The sequence below is a fragment of the Mesorhizobium sp. M4B.F.Ca.ET.214.01.1.1 genome (assembly GCF_004791545.1).
GTDB lineage: Bacteria > Pseudomonadota > Alphaproteobacteria > Rhizobiales > Rhizobiaceae > Mesorhizobium > Mesorhizobium abyssinicae.
The window spans coordinates 188,079-206,861 of record NZ_SRUX01000012.1 but is presented as its reverse complement, the minus strand read 5'-3'; the positions used below and the strand labels follow the sequence as shown (position 1 = coordinate 206,861).

The following is an 18,783-nucleotide window of genomic DNA, read 5'->3' as shown; positions in this document are numbered from 1 at the left end:
CTCAGTCCGGAACGCTGGTCTGCAGGGCGAGCGCGTGCAGCACGCCGCCCATATTGCCCTTCAGCGCGTCATAGACCATCTGGTGCTGCTGGACGCGGCTTTTGCCGCGAAAACTCTCGGCCACCACTTCAGCGGCGTAGTGATCGCCGTCGCCGGCCAGGTCGCGGATCGTCACCTTGGCGTCCGGAATGCCTTCCTTGATCAGCCGTTCGATGTCGTGCGCGTCCATTGCCATGCGGGTTTTCCCTATCAGGTACTGAGCTCATAGATATGGCCGGGACGGCGGATGCACCACTCCAAAGGCGACCAGAACGCCATCCCGAGCATAATATTATGGGTCCACGACCTCGTTTGCCATGAAGCGAGGAAACCAGGATTCGTGGGCGGCGGTCAATTCGCTCACGGGGATCGCCCGGGCCTCGCCGAGTTTCAGATCGCGGCCGCCGGTCGAGCCGATCCAGGGCGCGAAGATGCCGAGCTTACTCTGTCCCTCGCGAATGGCGTCCCATTCCTTGCTTTGCGGATCGATCGACAGCGTCAGAAGATAGCGGCCCTGGTCCTCGCCGAAGAACACCGGGATCGGATCGGTGCCGACGAGGCCCGGGATGGTGGCGCCGATGCCCGACGCCATCGCCATTTCGGCCAGCGCCACGGCAAGGCCGCCATCGGAAAGGTCGTGCGCGGCGGTGACGACGCCGGAGGCGATCAGCGCGCGGACATGGTCGCCGACGCGCTTTTCATGCTCGAGGTCGACAGGCGGCGGCGGGCCGTCGCTGCGGCCGTGGATGTCGCGCATATAGACGGACTGGCCGAGATGGCTGCCCCAGGTCGCCGGCGCGCCGACCAGCACGATCATCTGGCCTTCTCCGGCAAAGCCGATGCGCGCCATCTTCGACCAGTCGGTGATCAGCCCGACGCCACCGATGGTCGGCGTCGGCAGGATGCCGCGGCCATTGGTTTCGTTGTAGAGCGAGACATTGCCGGAAACGATCGGGAAGCCGAGCGCGCGGCAGGCATCGCCAATGCCTTTCACCGCCCCGACCAGCTGGCCCATGATCTCCGGCCGTTCCGGATTGCCGAAATTGAGGTTGTCGGTGGCCGCGAGCGGCAAGGCGCCGGTAGCCGTCAGATTGCGCCAGCATTCGGCCACCGCCTGCTTGCCGCCCTCATAGGGATCGGCCTCGCAATAGCGCGGCGTCACGTCCGATGAGAAGGCGAGCGCCTTGGTTGCGTGGCCCTCGACGCGCACCACGCCGGCGTCGCCGCCGGGAAGCTGCAGCGAATTGCCCTGGATCAGCGTGTCGTATTGCTCCCACACCCAGCGGCGCGAGGAGAGGTCCGGCCCGCCCAGCAGCTTGAGCAAGGCGTCGGCGACATCCGCCTTGGGCGCATCGTTTGCGGCGAGCGGCGCCGGCTTCTTCGCTTCGACCCAGGGCCGGTCATATTCCGGCGCCTGGTCGCCGAGATCCTTGATCGGCAGATTGGCGACCTCGTCGCCCTGGTGGATGACGCGAAAGCGCAGATCGTCCGTGGTCTTGCCGACGATGGCGAAGTCGAGACCCCATTTGTGGAAGATCGCCTCGGCCTCTTTCTCTTTCTCGGGGCGCAGCACCATCAGCATGCGCTCCTGGCTTTCCGACAGCATCATCTCATAGGCGCTCATGCGCTCCTCGCGCACCGGCACCCTGTCGAGATCGAGCTCGATGCCGAGATCGCCCTTGGCGCCCATCTCGACGGCCGAGCAGGTCAGGCCGGCGGCACCCATGTCCTGGATGGCGATGACCGCGCCGGACGCCATCAACTCCAGGCAGGCTTCCAGCAGGCATTTTTCGGTGAAGGGGTCGCCGACCTGCACGGTCGGCCGTTTCTCCTCGATCTTGTCGTCGAATTCGGCCGAGGCCATGGTGGCGCCGCCGACGCCGTCGCGCCCGGTCTTGGCGCCGAGATAGACGACCGGCAGGCCGACGCCCTTGGCCTCGGACAGGAAGATGGCATCCGTCTTGGCAAGCCCGGCTGCGAAGGCATTGACCAGGATGTTGCCGTTGTAGCGAGGATCGAAATTGACTTCGCCGCCGACCGTCGGCACGCCGAACGAATTGCCATAGCCGCCCACGCCGGAAACGACGCCGGCCACCAGGTGCCGGGTCTTGGGATGGTCCGGCGCGCCGAAGCGCAGCGCGTTCATCGCCGCCACCGGCCTTGCGCCCATGGTGAAGACGTCGCGCAATATGCCGCCGACGCCGGTCGCAGCGCCCTGATACGGCTCGATATAGGAAGGATGGTTGTGGCTCTCCATCTTGAAGACGACGCAGTCGCCGTCGCCGATGTCGACCACGCCGGCATTTTCGCCCGGTCCCTGGATCACCTGCGGTCCGGTCGTCGGCAGGGTACGCAGCCACTTCTTCGAGGATTTATACGAGCAATGCTCGTTCCACATCGCCGAGAAGATGCCGAGTTCGGTGAAGCTCGGCTCGCGCCCGACCAGATCGAGGATGCGCTGATATTCGTCGGGCTTCAGCCCGTGCGCGGCAATGAGTTCCGGGGTGATCGGCACGGAATTGGAGATGGTCATGGGCGGCGATTTTTATCCGTGGGAGAGGGGAATTCGAGTCCCCTCTTATCGCAAGCTTGAGGCCGATACACCCCATAGATTGACGAAAAACGGCGGAAAGCCACAAGGTGGCGGAGGCTGCGGGATCAGGCGTGGCCGAGCTCAGGAAAAACTGTCGTAGCCGGCGCGGCCTTCATCGAGCAGGCGCCGGATCACCGCGACGCCACCGGCGACATCCTTGTCCTGCCGCGGTTGTGAGACGCCGAAGCGCACGCCATGGAAGACCTGTTCGGAGCGGCCTGCCTTGAATTCGTCCTCATCGTCGATGAGCACGCCCTGCGCCAGGCAGGCATTCTTGAACGTGCCGGAGAGCCACGGGTCCGGCAAGGTCAGCCAGACGAAGGGGACATTGTCTCTCGCCTCGAAGTCGAAGCCTTCAAGCGTCTCGCGCACGATGGCGATGCGCGCCTGGATCTCGGCGATGCAGCGCTTGCGGATATCGCCGGCCTGGCCGGACATCACCAGCCTGGTGCCGACCTCGGCCAGCAGGAAGGGCAGGCCGCCGGTCATCATCTTGTGCGCGACGCGGATGCGATGGCGATAGGCTGGCGGGCAGGAAAGCCAGCCGCCGCGCACGCCGGCGGCAACCGATTTCGACAGGCCTCCGGCGACAATTGTGCGCTCGGGGGCATATTCGGCCAGCAACGGCGTTGGATCGTCGGTCAGGTCGCCGTAAAGGTCGTCCTCGATTAGCGCCACATTGTATTCGCGCGCGATCTGCGCGATCGCCTGCCGCCGCTCCGCTGGCATCGTCACCAAGGTCGGGTTCTTCGCGGTGGGCATCAGGAACATCACCTTGGGATGCTTCTGCGCGCAAACGCGTTCGAAGTCCTCGGGGTCGACGCCTTCATTGTCGGTCGCAACCAGTGCCGTTCGACGCCCGATCAGGCCGGCGCTGCGCGAAATCTGCGAATAGGTGAGATGCTCAAAGACGACGTAGTCGCCAGGCATGGTGAGCGCCGCGATCGCCGCCATCACCGCCGCATGAGTGCCAAGCGTCGGCACGATTGAATCGGGCGAAGGGCGGAAGGAATTGCGCGACAGCCAGCGGCTTCCCGCCTCGTACCAGCGCCCGGGAAAATCCCTCGTGTAGCTCGAAATGTCGTGGGGATGGTCCTCAGCCGTGCGGGCCAGAATTTCGGCAATGATTGCGCCTTGGCCGACATCGGGCGCTGCGGTGCTGTCGAAGCGCAGCTTGCCGCTCGGTGCATCGAAGGGGCGCGTTCCTTGCGCGGCAGGTTCCAGCTCGACCTTCGGGTTCTCGGCGCGCTGCGCAAGCACATAGGTTCCGCGTCCGACCTCGCCGCTGACCAGGCCGCGTTCGCGCAGCAACTGGTAGGCGCGGCCGACCGTACCGACGGTGGCGCCGATGTCATAAGCGAGGTCACGCTGCGGTGGCAGTTTTGCACCGACATCAATGATGCCCTTGTCGATATCTGATTCAATGCTGTCAGCAAGACGCTGATACAGCGGGCCTGAGCCGGAAGAGAGGTCTGGAAGCCAATTTGTCATGGTGACAATTTTCTATATTGTGCCGCACGATGAGTCAATCCATATGAAGTCTGCGATTGATAGGATACAATCGAGGCAAGGTAGAACGAAGATGGATACAACCGACACAATTCATTACATCGGCACCGGATTGGATGGGCGCACGAAGTCACGGGCTCGCAATGGCTTCGTGGATCGCCTCGTATTTGTGCTCGGCTCCGTCATGAGGCAGATTGACCGGATGCTGGATCGCCGCCGCGGCCGCCTGGCCTTGTTGGAGATGACGGACGAGCAGCTCAAGGATATCGGCGTATCGCGCTGCGATGCGCATCGCGAAGGCCTCCGGCCGTTCTGGGATTGAGTTCACGCCCTCGAAGGATTCGGATGGCGCCGAACACTATTTCCGCAGCCGGGCAACCCAATGATCGGCGACGACGGCGATGACGCACAAGAGCAGAAACAGTCCGGTTGTGGCCAGCGCCGAAACGGCGACGCTGGCCGCGCCGTTCTTCTCCACGCTGAGAAACGGGTAGGGGACTTCGCCGGCGATCGGCGCCCGCAGCAGCACACAGGCCAGATAGGCGAGCGGGTAGACCATCCACCAGGAGATGTCGCGCCAGCGCGTGGTGCCGTCGGCGCCGGCGATGAGCCACCACAGCACGAACAGCGCCGGCGTCACATAGTGCAGCAGCATATCGCAGAGCAGGAACAGTCCTTGCGGCTGCCACAGCCGCGCCAGCACCGTCGCATAGACGATGAAGACGAGGCTGATCGCCACCGCCACGCCCGCCCGCAGCCGCGATCCGGCAAAGGCCGGGAACCACGCATAGCCTGACGGCGACAGCAGCGACGTGTGCACCAGCACCGCCCCGATATTGGTCAGGATGGTGAAGAAGCTGAACAGGAAGACGACCGAGCCGAGGAAGCTGCGGCCGGCTTGCATCGACGCCGGGATGGTGATGCTAGCCTGCAGGACGGAGCCCGATCAGGCCGACGGCCAGTCCCGCCTTCTGCAGGAATCGGCCCATCGCCTCAGGCGGCGGCGGCGCAGGACGGGTTGCCCGCCTGCCAGCGGGCGATATCGGAGCCGATGCGCGCGCCGAGCGGGTCAGCCATCAGCGGGCCGAACACATCGACGCGGCTGGAATTGCCTTGCGCCTGCACAACCAGCAGCGGCTTGCCGCCATAATGCTTGGCCGGCACCAGCAGGAAGCGCGGCGTGCCGCTGAACGAATTCAGCTCATTGGCCATCTGGTAGGGCTTGAAGGCCGGATCCTTGCTGGCGATCCAGCATTTGTGCGCCGATATCGCCACCTGCTCCATGGCGAGCAGCGAGGCGCTCTTGCCCGAGGGCGCCGGCGTGTTCTTCGGGCTCGACTGGCAGGAGGCGAGCGCAAGCCCGGCGGCAGCCAGGAGAGCAAGGCGAACAATCGTCAGTCTCATGGTCAGGCCGCCCCCGCGTTCCGAAAGGAATGTCCTAGAAGATAATCAAGCGGCGATGCCGAGGGCGCCTTCGAAAAGCGCGCGGCCGTCGCTGCCGCCATGCGCCGCCTCGATCAGGTTTTCCGGGTGCGGCATCAGGCCGAGCACATTGCCCTTCTCGCTGATGATGCCGGCAATGTCGTTGATCGAGCCGTTGGGATTAGTGCCTTCGGCATAGCGGAACACCACCTGTCCCTCGCCCTCGAGGCGGGCGAGCGTCTCGGCGTCGGCGAAATAGTTGCCGTCGTGATGTGCCACCGGCGAGCGGATGATCTGCCCCGGCTGATAGCGGCGGGTGAACATGGTGTTGGCGTTGGCGATCTCGAGCTTCACCTGCCGGCAGACGAATTTCAGCGAGGCATTGCGCATCAGCGCACCGGGCAGCAGGCCGGCCTCGACCAGGATCTGGAAGCCGTTGCAGACGCCGATTACCATCACGCCCTTGGCCGCTTTTTCTGCCACCGCCCGCATCACCGGCATGCGCGCCGCGATCGCCCCGCAGCGCAGATAGTCGCCGAAGGAGAAGCCGCCGGGAATGGCGATCAGGTCGACGTCGGGGATTTCGGTGTCGGTCTGCCAAACGGTTGCCGGCGCCTGTCCGGAAATCTTGGTCAGCGCCGCGATCATGTCGCGGTCGCGGTTGAGGCCAGGCAGAAGGACGACGGCTGATTTCATTGTCAGGCGATCTCCACCGCGTAGTTCTCAATCACCGTGTTCGCCAGAAGCTTGTCGCACATGGCCTTGAGATCGGCTTCGGCCTTGGCCTTGTCGGTCCCGGCCAGTTCGACGTCGAACACCTTGCCCTGGCGCACCGATCCGACCCCATCGAAACCCAACCCGGACAGCGCATGCTCGATCGCCTTGCCCTGCGGGTCGAGCACGCCGTTCTTGAGGGTGACGGTGATACGGGCTTTCATCGATACTCCTGAGAAATCAGTAAGGCTGGCGCCGGGCTCGCCGTTACCGGCAAGCCCGGTTTGGCAGTTAGTGCTTCATGCCCTTGGGCGGCTCGGACGACGCGACGAGCACCGGACCCGTGGGACGCGGCGGCTCGTTCTCGTTCATGATGCCGAGGCGGCGGGCGACTTCCTGATAGGCCTCGACCAGGCCGCCCATGTCGCGGCGGAAACGGTCCTTGTCGAGCTTGTCCTGGGTGGCCACGTCCCACAGCCGGCAGGAGTCGGGCGAGATCTCGTCGGCGACGACGATGCGCATCATGTCGCCCTCGAACAGGCGGCCGCACTCGATCTTGAAGTCGACGAGCTGGATGCCGACGCCCATGAACAGGCCGGAGAGGAAGTCGTTGACGCGGATGGCCAGCGCCATCACGTCGTCGATCTCCTGCGGGCTCGCCCAGCCGAAGGCGGTGATGTGCTCTTCCGACACCATCGGGTCGTCGAGCGCGTCGGCCTTGTAGTAGAATTCGATGATCGAGCGCGGCAGCACCGTGCCTTCCTCGATGCCGAGGCGTTTCGAGAGCGAGCCGGCGGCGACGTTGCGCACCACCACTTCGAGCGGAATGATCTCGACTTCCTTGATCAGCTGCTCGCGCATGTTGAGCCGGCGGATGAAATGGGTCGGAATGCCCATGCGATTCAAATGGTTGAAGATGTGCTCGGAAATGCGGTTGTTGAGCACGCCCTTGCCATCGACCACTTCATGCTTCTTCTTGTTGAAGGCGGTCGCATCGTCCTTGAAAAACTGGATCAGCGTCCCCGGCTCAGGTCCCTCATAGAGGATCTTGGCCTTGCCTTCATAAATGCGGCGGCGATTTTTCATCTGATTTTTTCTCTGGATTTCCGGGCAGGCGGCAAACGACCAGTTCCTGTCCGTCTGCCTAAATTAGTATGGCAACGGCGGTGTTCAATGCCGGTGTCTATCCCAATCGCATTGTTTGCTCAATCGGCAAATCCTTCGAATCAACCGCTTTCGGGAATGAAATGCCGCAGCGCAGCAAGTGATGTAGCATATTGACCGGCCCGCGGCCTTTTGGTTTGTGCTTCGGGAACACACATGATTTACGCCTAAGCGAATCGGATTTGACCGGAGGGATGCCATGAGCAGCATGAAAGACCGCGAAGAGGGCTTCGAGCGCAAATTCGTCTTCGACGAGGAGCTTCGCTTCAAGGCCTCTGCCCGCCGCAACAAGGCGCTCGGCCTGTGGGCCGCCGAGAAGCTCGGCAAATCCGGCGACGATGCCGAGGCCTATGCCAAGCAGGTGGTCGTCGCCGACATCGAGGAAGCCGGCGACCACGACGTTTTCCGCAAGATCCGCAAGGATTTCGACGACGCCGGCGTTGCCCAGTCCGACCATCAGATCCGCCGCACCATGGACGAACTGATGGCCGAGGCGATCGAGCAGATCAAGAACACCTGATCCTATAAGCATGGTGTTGCCCGAAACGCGCTTCACGCTTTTCGGCGTCATGCTCTGACTGGACCAATCGACCGCCCGTCACAGCCGGGCGGTTTTTCTTTGCCTTTGTCGTCGTTTCCGGCTGAAACTGCGATTGTTAACGAGGTAACGAGGAAGAGCCGATGTCCCTGAAGTCACGCCTGGCGGCGGATGAAACGCTGTTCACCGCATGGTCCGGAGTGCCGGATGCGCTCACGGTGGAGATCATCGCCAAGCAGGGCTTCGACGCCGTCACGCTCGACATGCAGCATGGCGGCCATCACGAGGACAGCGTGCTGCGCGGCCTGGTGCCGGTGCTGGCCGCCAACAAGCCGGCGCTGGTTCGCATTCCGGTCGGCCGCTTCGACATGGCGAGCCGGGCGCTCGATTTCGGCGCCGAGGCGGTGATCGCGCCGATGGTGAACTCCGTGGCCGACGCCAGGCTATTCGCCGCCGCGATGAAATATCCACCGGTCGGCGAGCGGTCCTGGGGGCCGACCTATGCCTTTCCGCGCCACGGCAGGGGCGATCATGCCGAATGGCTGCGCGACACCAACCAGCGCACCATGGCGTTTGCGATGGTTGAGACGCGGGCGGCGTTCGAGGCGCTGGACGGCATCATTGAGACACCCGGCATCGACGGCATTTTCGTCGGCCCGTCGGATTTCTCGATCGCCTGGTCGAACGGCACCACCGTCAATTCGACGCTGGAAAGCATGATGGAGACGGTAGCCTCGATCGCCGAGCGCACGCGCAAGGCCGGCAAGCACGCCGCCATCTACGTCATCGAGCCGGCGGTTGCCGGTCGCGTCGTGGCGATGGGCTACCGGCTGCTCGCCATGGGCTCGGACCACACGCTGATTTCGTTGGGCGCCAAGACCCTGCTGAAGAGCATGCGCGATTCCATCGGATCCTGAGCGCCACCGAGCGGCTACAGCTCAGGGTTCCCTTAATTCCGTCAGGAACTTGGCGAAGGTCATCGAGCCTTCAGGCCAGGGGCCGAAGCCGGAATCCGCGTTGAGGTGGCCGGCATCCCCGGCATCGATGAACAGCGAGCCCCAGGCGCCGGCAATATCCTCGGCGACGTCGAAGGCGCAGAACGGGTCGTTGCGGCTGGCGATCACGATCGACGGAAAGGGCAGCGGCTCGCGCGAATAGGGGCCGAAGGTCATCAGGTGCCGCGGCCTGATCTCCGGATTGGCGACGTCGGGCGGCGCAACGAAGAAGGCGCCGGCCACCGGCCTTTGGAACTGCGGGATGGCCTGTACCGCCGCCGCCACGCCAAGCGAATGCGCCACGAGCACCACGGGCCGCTCGGCCTCGTTGACCGCCCTGGCCACATTCGCGGTCCAGTCCTCGCGTACCGGCTTCGACCACTCCGCCTGCTCGACCCGGCGCGCCGTCGACAGTTTCGACTGCCAGCGGGTCTGCCAGTGTTCGGGGCCGGAATTGGTGTAGCCCGGCACGATGAGGATATCTGCGTCCTTGACTTTCATGGCGCGCATGTAGCGAGCGCCGCCCTTTCGCGCAACCGTGCCGAACGACGGTCACGATCAATTTAGTGAACACCATGTTCGCTCCTTGCTCTCTTGTGTGAACGATCGAGATCGACGATTTGTGGCAAGGACAAGATGGCCGTGAAGGACCGGATTTCGGGGCTGACACGACGTAGGATGATCGGCGGCGTGGGGCTCCTGGCTTTGGGAGTTTCGGCGGGCGCCCGAACGGAGACGATGATGAGTGAATTGCCTTTTGCCGGGACCACGCCGGTCAGCGTGTCGCGCGTCGGCCTGAAGGCGCGCGATGCCGAAGGGCTCGCCGCCTATTACCGCGCCGTTGTCGGCCTGCAGGAATTGAGCCGCGCCGATGGCGTGATCACGCTCGGCGCCGCCAACCGGCCGCTGCTGGTGCTCGAGCCCGATGCCGCGGCAAAGCCCGACGATCCGCGCAGCGCCGGCCTGTTCCACACCGCCTTCCTGCTGCCCAGTCGTGCGGATCTCGGCCGCTGGATCAACCACGCCGCGGCCAACCGGATCGCCATCGAGGGCGCGTCGGACCATCTGGTCAGTGAAGCGCTCTATATGACCGACCCCGAGGGTAACGGCATCGAGATCTACGCCGACCGTAGCCCGCAGGACTGGAAATGGGACGGCGACAAGATCGCCATGGCGACCGAGCGTCTGAACCTTCCCGCCGTCGTTGCCAGCGTGCCGGCAGGCGATGCCGGCTGGCAGGGCGCTCCGGAAAACACCATCGTCGGCCATGTGCATCTGCGCGTCGGCCGACCGGAAGATGCCGAAGCCTACTGGCATGACGAGTTCGGCTTCGACACGGTGGCGAAATACGGCGGCCAGGCCGTCTTCCTGTCGTCGGGCGGCTACCACCACCACATCGGCGCCAATGCCTGGCGCAGCGCCGGCTCCGGCCGCCGCGATCCGGCCCGTTCGGGTCTCGCCTGGGTCGAGATGCGCTCGGACAACGTGGCCGGCGAGACGTCCAGGGAGGATCCGTGGGGCACGGTGATCAGGACCATTCCCGGCAAGGCGTGATGAGGCGTTAGCGACAGCCCCTTTCTCCCCGTCACTATACGGGGAGAAATGCCCGGCAGGGCAATGAGGGGCAGCGCCAAGTTTGCGAGATTGTCCGTTCAGCCGCAGCGCCTATGGGTGCGATCATCGCCGAAGTCGGCGCCGCCCCTCATCCGCCTGCCGGCACCTTCTCCCCGTATGGTGACGGGGAGAAGGACGCTTGCCTCACGCCTCGCCAAACACCCGCTTGAAGATCGTGTCGACATGCTTGGTATGATAGCCGAGGTCGAATTTCTCGCGGATATCGGCTTCGGGGAGCGCTGCGGTCACTTCCCTATCCGCCAGCAATTCCTCAAGGAAATCAGCACCATGTTCCCACACTTTCATGGCGTTGCGCTGCACCAGGCGGTAAGCGTCCTCGCGTGACACGCCGGCCTGGGTGAGCGCCAGCAGCACGCGCTGCGAGTGCACCAGGCCGCGGAACTTGTTCATGTTCTTCAGCATGTTGTCGGGATAGACGAGCAGCTTGTCGACGACGCTGGTGAGCCGCGACAGCGCGAAATCGAGCGTCACGGTGGCGTCCGGTCCGATCATGCGCTCGACCGAGGAGTGCGAGATATCGCGTTCGTGCCAGAGCGCCACATTCTCCATTGCCGGCATGGCGAAGGAACGCACCATGCGGGCAAGGCCGGTGAGGTTTTCGGTCAGCACCGGATTGCGCTTGTGCGGCATTGCCGACGAGCCCTTCTGCCCCGGAGAGAAATACTCCTCCGCTTCCAGCACCTCGGTGCGCTGCAGGTGGCGGATCTCGATCGCCAGCCGCTCCACCGACGAGGCGATGACGCCGAGCGTGGCGAAGAACATGGCGTGGCGATCGCGCGGGATCACCTGCGTCGACACCGGCTCCGGCTTCAGCCCGAGCTTCTGCGCCACATGCTCTTCGACATAAGGTTCGATGTTGGCGAAGGTGCCGACCGCGCCGGAGATGGCGCAGGTCGCAATGTCCTCCCGCGCATGCACCAGCCGCTCGCGGCAGCGCGAGAATTCGGCATAGGCCTGCGCCAGCTTGACGCCGAACGTGGTCGGCTCGGCATGGATGCCGTGGCTGCGGCCGATGGTGACGGTGTCCTTGTGCTCGAAGGCGCGGCGCTTCAAAGCCGCCAGCAGTGCATCGATGTCGGCAAGCAGGATGTCGCTGGCGCGGGTGAGCTGCACCGCAAGGCAGGTGTCGAGCACGTCCGATGAGGTCATGCCCTGATGGATGAACCGGGCATCCGGCCCGACGAACTCGCCGAGGTGAGTGAGGAAGGCGATCACGTCATGCTTGGTGACGCGCTCGATCTCGTCGATCTTGTCGACGTCGAATTTCGCCGCGCCGCCCCTTTCCCAGATCGTCCTGGCCGCCTCCTTCGGGATGACGCCGAGCTCGGCCAGCGCGTCGCAGGCATGCGCCTCGATCTCGAACCAGATGCGGAAACGGGTCTCTGGCGACCAGATGGCGACCATTTCCGGCCGGGAATAGCGAGGGATCATCAATCGGTCCTGACTTGGGGGCTTGTCGCCCGCCTCCTAACAGAGGCCGACGAAATGCTCAACGCCGCTGCCGCGCAAACCAGATGCCGGCGGCCACCAGCGCAATGAATCCCAGCGGAAAATAGAGCCGGATCCCGAGCACGACGAACTGGTAGAGCGCCGTCAGCATGGTGAACACCAACTCGAACGCCCACCGGATGGTGAAGGCCGGCGCGTGCCATTCGGCATAGTAGGAGCGGTATTGCAGCGCGAACAATCCACCGGTGAAGGCGAGCGTAGCGACCAGCAGCGCGACGAAAGCGGCGGCGAAGGCAACCTCCCAGTGCCGGCCGCGTGAGACGAGCCGCGCCAGGAACAGGCCGACCGGGAAGGCGAGCGCGCCGCCGGCGGCATAAATGAGCGTGACGAAGCGGATCTTTGCCGGCGTCTCCCAGTCGTAGAGCAGGAGATTGACGAGCGCGCTGGCGCCCATCGTCAGGCCCCAGACCAGCGCGCCGGCAAACGCGGTGCGGGCCGAGGGCAGGGCGGCCCGGAAATGGTCGCCGATGCGACTGCGCGCCGTGGGTTGGGAGAGCGGTGTCACAGCCGGCCTGTCACCGCGATCCAGCGAAAGTCGGGACCTTCGAAGCCGTATTGCCGAACTGCGATCAGCACGGCATAGGCGCTCAAGCCCTGCATCGAGAACGTCTGCACAGCGCCAATGCGGTAGCCGTTCGGGCAACCGCGGCTTTTCGGGATGGACTTGTCCTCGTGCACCAGTTCCGTTTTGCCGCCATCCTTTGCCTCGATGCGCAGCAGGCGAAAGCCGTTGATCTCGCCCTGGCTCTGGCAGCCCTCGGTGTCGTTCCAGGGGATTTCGTCCAGCCGGAACTCGAGCGGCTCGTCGACCGGAGAGAATATCGGGCGCGGATTGACCGCCATGCGGTAGGGATCGGCGGAAAGCTCGGTTATGGCGTTGAAGCCAGCGGTGATGCCGCGATTGGCCGCGAGTTCCGCCTGGCCGACAATGGCTTCACCTTTCTGCCGCGCCTGCAGGCGTGCCTGGTCGAGCGTCGCGGCCTCGTCGTCGAGGCGCACCCTGATAGGCGTGTCCTTGAGAAAGCTGTCGCCGCTGGTGTCGATGTAGTAGCGGTTGGCATAGGGAAAGCCCGATCCATCCTGCACGCCAAATTCCTCAAAGGCGAAGACGCCGCCATCCTGGCTGAAGCCGAGGATTTCCAGCTCCGCGACGTCGCCGGCGTCGGCCGTGGCGACGGTGGCGAGCTGCGCGAGCAGCCATGTGCAAATCAGAACGGGAATTCGCATGGACTTGTCGCTCCAGCCGGCAGGATTGGATCATGCCTATCACGTCATGGTGAACAGGACGTGCCCTCCGGCGGCAATGCATCCAATCCGGCCGTCGATTGTTGTTGTCGGCAGCTTCAATGGAGAACCACAATGATCGACACCAGCAAGATTCGCGAGCATATGGAAGTGATCGGCGCCGACGGCGTTCACATCGGCACTGTCGACAAGGTCGACGGCCAGCGGATCAAGCTGACCAAGGCCGACAGCGGCATGGGCTCGCACAAGGGTCACCACCACTACATTCCCCTGAGCCTCGTCGCCGAGGTCGACGGCAAGAAGGTCTGGCTGTCTGCCAATTCGGATGTCGCGGTGAGCTTCGAGGAAGAAAAGTCCGATCCCACCTGATCCGCCGGCTCAGCGCGACGACCACACCGGAAACAGATCGCCCTCGGCCGCTGTTGCGGCATGCACGCCGCGGCTGATCGCGCGCGCCATGGTGGCGCCGGCGGCGGCGTAGAGATCGATGGCCGCGTCGGCGCTAAGCTCGACGCCGCTCTTGCCGGTCGCCAGCGCGAAAACCAGATCGCCGTCTGCCGGCGTGTGCGCCGGCCAGATGGCGCGCGCAAAGCCGTCATGTGCCGAAATCGCCAGCCGTTTGGCGGCGGCCTTGGTCAGAACGGCGTCGGTGGCAATGACGGCAATGGTGGTGTTGCCGCCGGCTTCCGCTTGCCCGCCGAACTGCTTGTCGCGGTATTTCAGCAGGATCCGCCTGGCCTCAGCGGGCATCGGCGAAGGGTAGCCGAGGCCGCCGAACTCGTCGCCGATCTCGAAAGGCGCCGCCCAGAAGTGGCGGGTCCTGCCGACCGTCACCGAGCCGGTCGGGTTGACGGCGGCGAGCGCGCCGATGGTGACGCCCGTTTCAAGCACGGTAGAGGCCGAACCCAGTCCACCCTTGAGGCCCGACGTCAGCGCACCCATGCCGGCGCCTGCCGTGCCCAATGCAAAGTCGGCCTCCGCCGCTTGTGCCGCCTGGTAGCCGAGCTCGCGATAGGGCGGGTAGCGGCCCCAACCTTTGTCGCCGCCATTGCGCAGGTCGAACAGGATCGCAGCCGGCACGATCGGCACGCGGAAGCCGCCGACTTCGACACCGATATTCCTTTCGCGCAACGCCGCCTGCACCCCCGAAGCGGCGTCGAGGCCGAAGGCCGAGCCGCCCGACAGCACCACGGCATGGATCTCGTGAACCGAATTCTGCGGCTCCAGCAGGTCGGTCTCGCGCGTGCCTGGCGCGCCGCCCAGCACCTGCACGGCTGCCACCGACGGATCGTCGCAAAGCAATGCCGTCACGCCCGACTTCAGCCTGGCGTCGGCGGCGTTGCCGACTTTGAGGCCGGCGACATCGGTGATCAGGTTGCGCGGGCCGCTGTGAAACATCAGTTGGCCTCCAGCGGCACGAAGCGTGTTCCGTCGAAGCGGAAGGCACGCAACGGAGACTGGCTGAGATCGCCCTTGTTGTCGAACCGGACGGGCCCGATCGCCGTCGTGAACTCATGCCCGGTGAGCGCTTCGGCAAGGGGCTTGCCCGAGCTTGCCGCCTCCGCCGTTGCGGCCCTGGCGATCTCGACCGCGGCATAGGCAGGCAGCGTGTAGCCTTCCGGCACGATGTTCTTGTCCGTGAAGGTCTGCACCACCTTGGGATCGGCGACCGCGGCCCATTCGGGTGGCGCGATCATCAACGTGCCCATGGCATAGCGCACGTCACCGGCCGGCGTGCGCAGATTTTCACCGCCGGCAAAGGTGATGCCGGCGTCGAGCTGGGCGGCATCGCGCCCCATGATGGCGATGTCGTCGCCGTCGCCGCCGGCGAATACTTTGGTCGCGCCGGCCTTCTTCAGCCGGCCGATCAGTCCGATTTGGTTGTCGAGCTGCGGCCGGAACGTGTCGACGAACGCCGGCTTCAGCGCCGCCTGCTCGGCCGCGGCTCGCAAAGTCTCCGCGATTTCACGGCCATAGATCGTACCGTCGTCGATGATGGCGAACAGCTCTTTCTGCCACAGACGCGTGAGTATCCTGGCGACGGCGTAGCGCTCGTCGTCGCCGCGCGGGCCCAGCCGGTAGACTGGCCAGCCGGTCTTGGCGCGCCGGTCGGTCAGGCTTTCGGTGCGCACGCCGACGGTGATGACGGGAATGCCGGCCTCCTTCAGGATCGGCAGCGCCGCCTCGATCGCCTCGGTGCAGAGGAAACCGACCACCACATTGACTTTGGTGGCGGCGAAGTCGCGCGCCGCGGCGGCTCCTCCGTCGGCGGTGCAGGCATCGTCGACCGTCTTGATCGTCGCGCCGTTCGTGTCGGCCGCCAGCACGGCGCCGGCTTCGACCTGCTTGCCGAGGATCGCTGACGGGCCGGAGAGCGGCGCCGCGACGCCGACGACGAGGTCTTCGGCGCCCGCATTGCCGGCGAAAGCAATCGAGGCCAGCACCGCCAATGTCGTCATCAGGGGTCGCATGTGAGCGAAGCATTCCTCCCGTGCCGGCGGTAGGGTTGCCGGCATCCGCTTCGCCAAGACCTAAAGGCTGGCCGGCCCCGGTGCAACGCGAATTTCCGGATATGGGTCAAGCACTTCGCTTGTGGCATGCAATATGCCGCCATATATAACGATGGGTTCTGAGGAAAATCATCTGTGCTGAAGAAGAACGACATCGGGCCGCAGGCCTATCGCGACGCGATGGCCCATTTTGCCGGCCAGGTCCATGTGGTGACCACCGACGGTCCGGCCGGCAGGCGAGGCGCGACCGTTATCGCCGCTTGCTCGGTGTCCGACACGCCGCCGACCGTGCTCGTCTGCCTCAACCGGGAAAATCCCAAGAACGAGCCTTTCGTTGCGAATGGCAGGTTCGCGCTGAACACGCTGGCCTCGCATCAGGAGCCGCTCTCGGTCGGCTTTTCCGGCATGACCGGCCTGCCGGTCGAGGAACGGTTTGCGCTTGGCGAATGGGACGTGATCTCGACCGGTGCGCCGACCCTGAAAGGCGCGCTTGCCGTGTTCGATTGCGAGCTGATCGACACCAAGGATCTCGCCACCCACCGTGTGCTTTTTGGCAAGGTGACAGGCCTGCGCATCGGCGATAATTTGCGCCCGCTGATCTATCATGATCGCGGCTATCGCGCCTTGTAGGTGCCTTGATGGCTGACTCCACGGAGATGGAATGACCGGCTTGAAACCGCGCCCGGCGCCGGGGACGATCGACGAGACGCTCGATCTCCTGACCGGCGCGGACTATGTGGCGGACCGCTCGCTGGCGACCGTTCTTTTCCTGTCATTGCGCATGAAGCGGCCGCTCTTCCTCGAGGGCGAGGCCGGCGTCGGCAAGACCGAGATCGCCAAGGTGCTGGCCGATGCGCTCGGCCGCCGGCTGATTCGCCTTCAATGCTATGAGGGGCTCGACGTCTCCTCCGCCGTCTACGAGTGGAACTACGCCGCGCAGATGATCGAGATCCGCATGGAGGAGGCAGCCGGCAAGGTCGTGCGCTCCGACATGGAGCGCAACGTCTTCTCCGAAAAATACCTGATCCGCCGCCCGGTGCTCGATGCGCTGACCGGCAAGGCGGGCGCTGCTCCGATATTCCTGATCGACGAGCTCGACCGCACCGACGAGGCCTTCGAGGCCTTCCTGCTCGAAATCCTCTCGGACTTCCAGGTGACGGTGCCGGAGCTCGGCACGATCAAGGCGGAGGAGCCGCCGATCGTCATCATCACCACCAATCGCACGCGCGAGATCCATGACGCGCTGAAGCGGCGCTGCCTCTACCACTGGGTCGACTATCCCAATGCCGAGCGCGAGTTGGAGATCGTCCGCCGCAAGGTGCCGCGGGCCAACAGCCGGCTTTCGGCCGAGGTTGTGTCGTTCATCCAGAAGCTGCGCCAGGTCGAGCTGTTCAAGGCGCCGGGCGTCGCCGAAACCATCGACTGGGCTGGTGCGCTGACCGAGCTCGACAAGGTCGCGCTCGATCCGGAAACGGTCTCCGACACGATCGGCGTGCTTTTGAAGTACCAGGACGACATCGCCCGCATCGGCGCGGGCGAGGGCCGGCGCATCCTCGACGAGGTCAAGGCCGAGCTCGCTGCTGCGGAATAGGCCGATGAAGTCGCCGCGCCCCGATCCCGCTGAGGCCACGCAGGACGGGCGCCTCGCCGACAACATCGTCTATTTCGCCCGTACCTTGCGCAAGGCCGGCATGCGGGTCGGACCGGCTTCGGTCAAGGATGCGATCGAGGCGGTGCTTGCCGCCGGCATCGGATCGCGCGACGATTTCTACTGGACGCTGCATGCAGTGCTGGTCTCCCGGCATGAGGACCATCCGGTCTTCGACGAAGCTTTCCGGCTGTTCTGGAAATCGCGCGAGCTGATCGAAAAGATGCTGGCGATGTTCTCGCCTGTCGCCCTCGATACCAGCGAGAAGCAGAAACCGCGCGCGGCCGAGACCCGCGTCAGCCAGGCGATGTTCGAGGGCCATCAGAAAAACCAGCCGGCCAAGGAAATCCCGGAGATCGAGGTCGATGCCCGCTTCACCTTTTCCGGCAACGAGGTGTTGCGCGGCAAGGACTTTGCCCAGATGAACGCCGCCGAGCTGGCCGAGGCCAAGCAGGCGATCGCCGCCTTGCGACTGCCCTTCGACATGGTCCGCACGCGCCGCTTCAGGGCGGACGCGCAGGGCAGGCGCATCGATCCGCGTGCCATGATGCGTTCGGCCGCCCGCACCGGCGGCGCGCTGATCCTGCCGAAATTCCGCTCTGCCCGCGAGGTCCACCCGCCGCTGGTGGTGCTTGCCGACATTTCCGGCTCGATGAGCCAGTACACGCGCATCTTCCTGCATTTCCTGCACGCGCTGACGGAAAAGCGCCGGCGCGTGCATGCCTTTGTCTTCGGCACCCGCCTGACCAATTTGACGCGGCAGATGCGCCATCGCGATCCCGACGCCGCGCTCGCCGAGAGCTCGGCGACGGTGAAGGACTGGTCCGGCGGCACCCGCATCGGCGACACGCTGGCCGAGTTCAATCGCCTGTGGTCGCGACGCGTTCTGGGGCAGGGGGCCGTGGTGCTGCTGATCACCGACGGGCTGGAGCGCGACGAGATCGCCGGCCTGTCGGAGGAAATGGAGCGGCTGCACAAATCCTGCCGGCGGCTGATCTGGCTGAACCCGCTGCTGCGCTTCGACGGCTTCGAGGCGCGCGCCCGCGGGGTCAAGGCGATGCTGCCGCATGTCGACGAGTTCCGCCCGGTGCACAATCTCGAGGCGTTGGCTGATCTCTGCGCCTCGCTCGACCAGCGGCCGGCCGCTTCGGTCGATCCGCGTCGGTGGCTGCGGGCTGGCGACAGGCACGCCGCATAGCCATATGTTTATCCATCGGAAGAACAGACTCCCAGAAAATTGAGACCACCATACAGGAGACCCG

Annotated in this window: 21 protein-coding genes and 1 pseudogene; 8 read left to right on the top strand and 14 right to left on the bottom strand. The window is 64.8% G+C overall.

The window, feature by feature from the left end; genetic code table 11:
- Position 1 precedes the first annotated feature (1 nt).
- From EN857_RS23575 to EN857_RS23565, 3 genes are all read right to left on the bottom strand, one after another.
- The gene (locus tag EN857_RS23575; RefSeq protein ID WP_023674714.1) at positions 2-235 is read right to left on the bottom strand and encodes a BolA family transcriptional regulator; all 234 of its coding nucleotides are present in this window, start codon (positions 233-235) and stop codon (positions 2-4) included.
- 96 nt (positions 236-331) lie between these two features.
- Positions 332-2,572, bottom strand: a complete 2,241-nt coding sequence (gene purL / locus EN857_RS23570; RefSeq protein ID WP_135859253.1) for a phosphoribosylformylglycinamidine synthase subunit PurL — start codon at positions 2,570-2,572, stop codon at positions 332-334.
- 141 nt (positions 2,573-2,713) lie between these two features.
- Entirely contained in the window at positions 2,714-4,123 is a 1,410-nt protein-coding gene (locus tag EN857_RS23565; RefSeq protein WP_127392921.1) for a PLP-dependent aminotransferase family protein, read from the bottom strand.
- 91 nt (positions 4,124-4,214) lie between these two features.
- Between EN857_RS23565 and EN857_RS23560 the strand changes: the two genes are divergently transcribed.
- Positions 4,215-4,463 carry a DUF1127 domain-containing protein gene (locus EN857_RS23560; protein ID WP_126054839.1) on the top strand — a complete coding sequence of 83 codons (249 nt, stop codon included), beginning with the start codon at positions 4,215-4,217 and terminating at the stop codon, positions 4,461-4,463.
- Positions 4,464-4,499: 36 nt separating this feature from the next.
- Here the strand turns inward: EN857_RS23560 and EN857_RS23555 are convergent.
- From EN857_RS23555 to purC, 5 genes and pseudogenes are all read right to left on the bottom strand, one after another.
- Positions 4,500-5,130: pseudogene (locus EN857_RS23555) on the bottom strand (Pr6Pr family membrane protein).
- 4 nt (positions 5,131-5,134) lie between these two features.
- Positions 5,135-5,545 (bottom strand): hypothetical protein, encoded by a 411-nt coding sequence (locus EN857_RS23550; RefSeq protein ID WP_127392922.1) that lies wholly within the window; start codon positions 5,543-5,545, stop codon positions 5,135-5,137.
- A gap of 45 nt (positions 5,546-5,590) precedes the next feature.
- Complete coding sequence (gene purQ / locus EN857_RS23545; RefSeq protein WP_127392923.1) at positions 5,591-6,259, bottom strand: phosphoribosylformylglycinamidine synthase subunit PurQ; 669 nt, start codon at positions 6,257-6,259, stop codon at positions 5,591-5,593.
- 2 nt (positions 6,260-6,261) lie between these two features.
- Complete coding sequence (gene purS, locus EN857_RS23540; RefSeq protein WP_126054835.1) at positions 6,262-6,501, bottom strand: phosphoribosylformylglycinamidine synthase subunit PurS; 240 nt, start codon at positions 6,499-6,501, stop codon at positions 6,262-6,264.
- A 67-nt stretch (positions 6,502-6,568) separates the two neighbouring features.
- Positions 6,569-7,363: a phosphoribosylaminoimidazolesuccinocarboxamide synthase gene (gene purC, locus EN857_RS23535; RefSeq protein ID WP_127282327.1), complete on the bottom strand. Its 795-nt coding sequence runs from the start codon at positions 7,361-7,363 to the stop codon at positions 6,569-6,571.
- 277 nt (positions 7,364-7,640) lie between these two features.
- Between purC and EN857_RS23530 the strand changes: the two genes are divergently transcribed.
- Both EN857_RS23530 and EN857_RS23525 read left to right on the top strand, forming a co-directional pair.
- Positions 7,641-7,961 carry a DUF1476 domain-containing protein gene (locus tag EN857_RS23530; protein WP_127282326.1) on the top strand — a complete coding sequence of 107 codons (321 nt, stop codon included), beginning with the start codon at positions 7,641-7,643 and terminating at the stop codon, positions 7,959-7,961.
- A 161-nt stretch (positions 7,962-8,122) separates the two neighbouring features.
- A complete protein-coding gene (locus tag EN857_RS23525) occupies positions 8,123-8,896 on the top strand; it encodes an HpcH/HpaI aldolase/citrate lyase family protein (protein WP_127392924.1) in 774 nt (257 codons plus the stop codon).
- A gap of 21 nt (positions 8,897-8,917) precedes the next feature.
- On the opposite strand, the gene EN857_RS23520 is transcribed toward EN857_RS23525, so the two are convergent.
- Entirely contained in the window at positions 8,918-9,475 is a 558-nt protein-coding gene (locus tag EN857_RS23520; RefSeq protein ID WP_127282360.1) for an alpha/beta hydrolase, read from the bottom strand.
- A 240-nt stretch (positions 9,476-9,715) separates the two neighbouring features.
- Here EN857_RS23520 and EN857_RS23515 point away from each other — a divergent pair, with 240 nt between their 5' ends.
- Positions 9,716-10,528, top strand: a complete 813-nt coding sequence (locus EN857_RS23515; RefSeq protein ID WP_135859254.1) for a VOC family protein — start codon at positions 9,716-9,718, stop codon at positions 10,526-10,528.
- 204 nt (positions 10,529-10,732) lie between these two features.
- Here EN857_RS23515 and purB read toward each other — a convergent pair whose 3' ends face one another.
- From purB to EN857_RS23500, 3 genes are read right to left on the bottom strand one after another with little or no spacing between them, the layout of a single operon-like run.
- On the bottom strand, positions 10,733-12,040 hold the full coding sequence (purB, locus tag EN857_RS23510; protein WP_127310979.1) for an adenylosuccinate lyase: 1,308 nt from the start codon (positions 12,038-12,040) through the stop codon (positions 10,733-10,735).
- Between the two features lie 58 nt (positions 12,041-12,098).
- Positions 12,099-12,623: a hypothetical protein gene (locus EN857_RS23505; RefSeq protein WP_245499952.1), complete on the bottom strand. Its 525-nt coding sequence runs from the start codon at positions 12,621-12,623 to the stop codon at positions 12,099-12,101.
- A complete protein-coding gene (locus EN857_RS23500) occupies positions 12,620-13,345 on the bottom strand; it encodes a DUF2259 domain-containing protein (protein WP_135859255.1) in 726 nt (241 codons plus the stop codon). Before EN857_RS23500 ends, EN857_RS23505 begins: the two co-directional genes overlap by 4 nt.
- Positions 13,346-13,477: 132 nt before the next feature.
- On the opposite strand from EN857_RS23500, the gene EN857_RS23495 reads away from it, so the two are divergent.
- Complete coding sequence (locus tag EN857_RS23495) at positions 13,478-13,732, top strand: DUF2171 domain-containing protein (protein ID WP_127394358.1); 255 nt, start codon at positions 13,478-13,480, stop codon at positions 13,730-13,732.
- Positions 13,733-13,741: 9 nt separating this feature from the next.
- On the opposite strand, the gene EN857_RS23490 is transcribed toward EN857_RS23495, so the two are convergent.
- Both EN857_RS23490 and EN857_RS23485 read right to left on the bottom strand, forming a co-directional pair.
- A complete protein-coding gene (locus EN857_RS23490; protein WP_135859256.1) occupies positions 13,742-14,761 on the bottom strand; it encodes a P1 family peptidase in 1,020 nt (339 codons plus the stop codon).
- Positions 14,761-15,834, bottom strand: a complete 1,074-nt coding sequence (locus tag EN857_RS23485) for a branched-chain amino acid ABC transporter substrate-binding protein (protein WP_128275233.1) — start codon at positions 15,832-15,834, stop codon at positions 14,761-14,763. Before EN857_RS23485 ends, EN857_RS23490 begins: the two co-directional genes overlap by 1 nt.
- Positions 15,835-16,008: 174 nt before the next feature.
- Between EN857_RS23485 and EN857_RS23480 the strand changes: the two genes are divergently transcribed.
- From EN857_RS23480 to EN857_RS23470, 3 genes are read left to right on the top strand one after another with little or no spacing between them, the layout of a single operon-like run.
- Positions 16,009-16,503, top strand: a complete 495-nt coding sequence (locus EN857_RS23480) for a flavin reductase (RefSeq protein WP_127286659.1) — start codon at positions 16,009-16,011, stop codon at positions 16,501-16,503.
- Positions 16,504-16,534: 31 nt separating this feature from the next.
- Positions 16,535-17,464, top strand: a complete 930-nt coding sequence (locus tag EN857_RS23475; RefSeq protein WP_127394129.1) for a MoxR family ATPase — start codon at positions 16,535-16,537, stop codon at positions 17,462-17,464.
- Between the two features lie 4 nt (positions 17,465-17,468).
- Entirely contained in the window at positions 17,469-18,719 is a 1,251-nt protein-coding gene (locus EN857_RS23470) for a VWA domain-containing protein (protein WP_135859257.1), read from the top strand.
- Positions 18,720-18,783 lie beyond the last annotated feature (64 nt).

Coding starts and splice junctions, on each gene's coding strand:
- EN857_RS23575 (WP_023674714.1), bottom strand. CDS start 235: ATGGCAATGGACGCGCACGACATCGAACGGCTGATCAAGGAAGGCATT.
- purL (WP_135859253.1), bottom strand. CDS start 2,572: ATGACCATCTCCAATTCCGTGCCGATCACCCCGGAACTCATTGCCGCG.
- EN857_RS23565 (WP_127392921.1), bottom strand. CDS start 4,123: ATGACAAATTGGCTTCCAGACCTCTCTTCCGGCTCAGGCCCGCTGTAT.
- EN857_RS23560 (WP_126054839.1), top strand. CDS start 4,215: ATGGATACAACCGACACAATTCATTACATCGGCACCGGATTGGATGGG.
- EN857_RS23550 (WP_127392922.1), bottom strand. CDS start 5,545: ATGAGACTGACGATTGTTCGCCTTGCTCTCCTGGCTGCCGCCGGGCTT.
- purQ (WP_127392923.1), bottom strand. CDS start 6,259: ATGAAATCAGCCGTCGTCCTTCTGCCTGGCCTCAACCGCGACCGCGAC.
- purS (WP_126054835.1), bottom strand. CDS start 6,501: ATGAAAGCCCGTATCACCGTCACCCTCAAGAACGGCGTGCTCGACCCG.
- purC (WP_127282327.1), bottom strand. CDS start 7,363: ATGAAAAATCGCCGCCGCATTTATGAAGGCAAGGCCAAGATCCTCTAT.
- EN857_RS23530 (WP_127282326.1), top strand. CDS start 7,641: ATGAGCAGCATGAAAGACCGCGAAGAGGGCTTCGAGCGCAAATTCGTC.
- EN857_RS23525 (WP_127392924.1), top strand. CDS start 8,123: ATGTCCCTGAAGTCACGCCTGGCGGCGGATGAAACGCTGTTCACCGCA.
- EN857_RS23520 (WP_127282360.1), bottom strand. CDS start 9,475: ATGAAAGTCAAGGACGCAGATATCCTCATCGTGCCGGGCTACACCAAT.
- EN857_RS23515 (WP_135859254.1), top strand. CDS start 9,716: ATGAGTGAATTGCCTTTTGCCGGGACCACGCCGGTCAGCGTGTCGCGC.
- purB (WP_127310979.1), bottom strand. CDS start 12,040: ATGATCCCTCGCTATTCCCGGCCGGAAATGGTCGCCATCTGGTCGCCA.
- EN857_RS23500 (WP_135859255.1), bottom strand. CDS start 13,345: ATGCGAATTCCCGTTCTGATTTGCACATGGCTGCTCGCGCAGCTCGCC.
- EN857_RS23495 (WP_127394358.1), top strand. CDS start 13,478: ATGATCGACACCAGCAAGATTCGCGAGCATATGGAAGTGATCGGCGCC.
- EN857_RS23490 (WP_135859256.1), bottom strand. CDS start 14,761: ATGTTTCACAGCGGCCCGCGCAACCTGATCACCGATGTCGCCGGCCTC.
- EN857_RS23485 (WP_128275233.1), bottom strand. CDS start 15,834: ATGCGACCCCTGATGACGACATTGGCGGTGCTGGCCTCGATTGCTTTC.
- EN857_RS23475 (WP_127394129.1), top strand. CDS start 16,535: ATGACCGGCTTGAAACCGCGCCCGGCGCCGGGGACGATCGACGAGACG.
- EN857_RS23470 (WP_135859257.1), top strand. CDS start 17,469: ATGAAGTCGCCGCGCCCCGATCCCGCTGAGGCCACGCAGGACGGGCGC.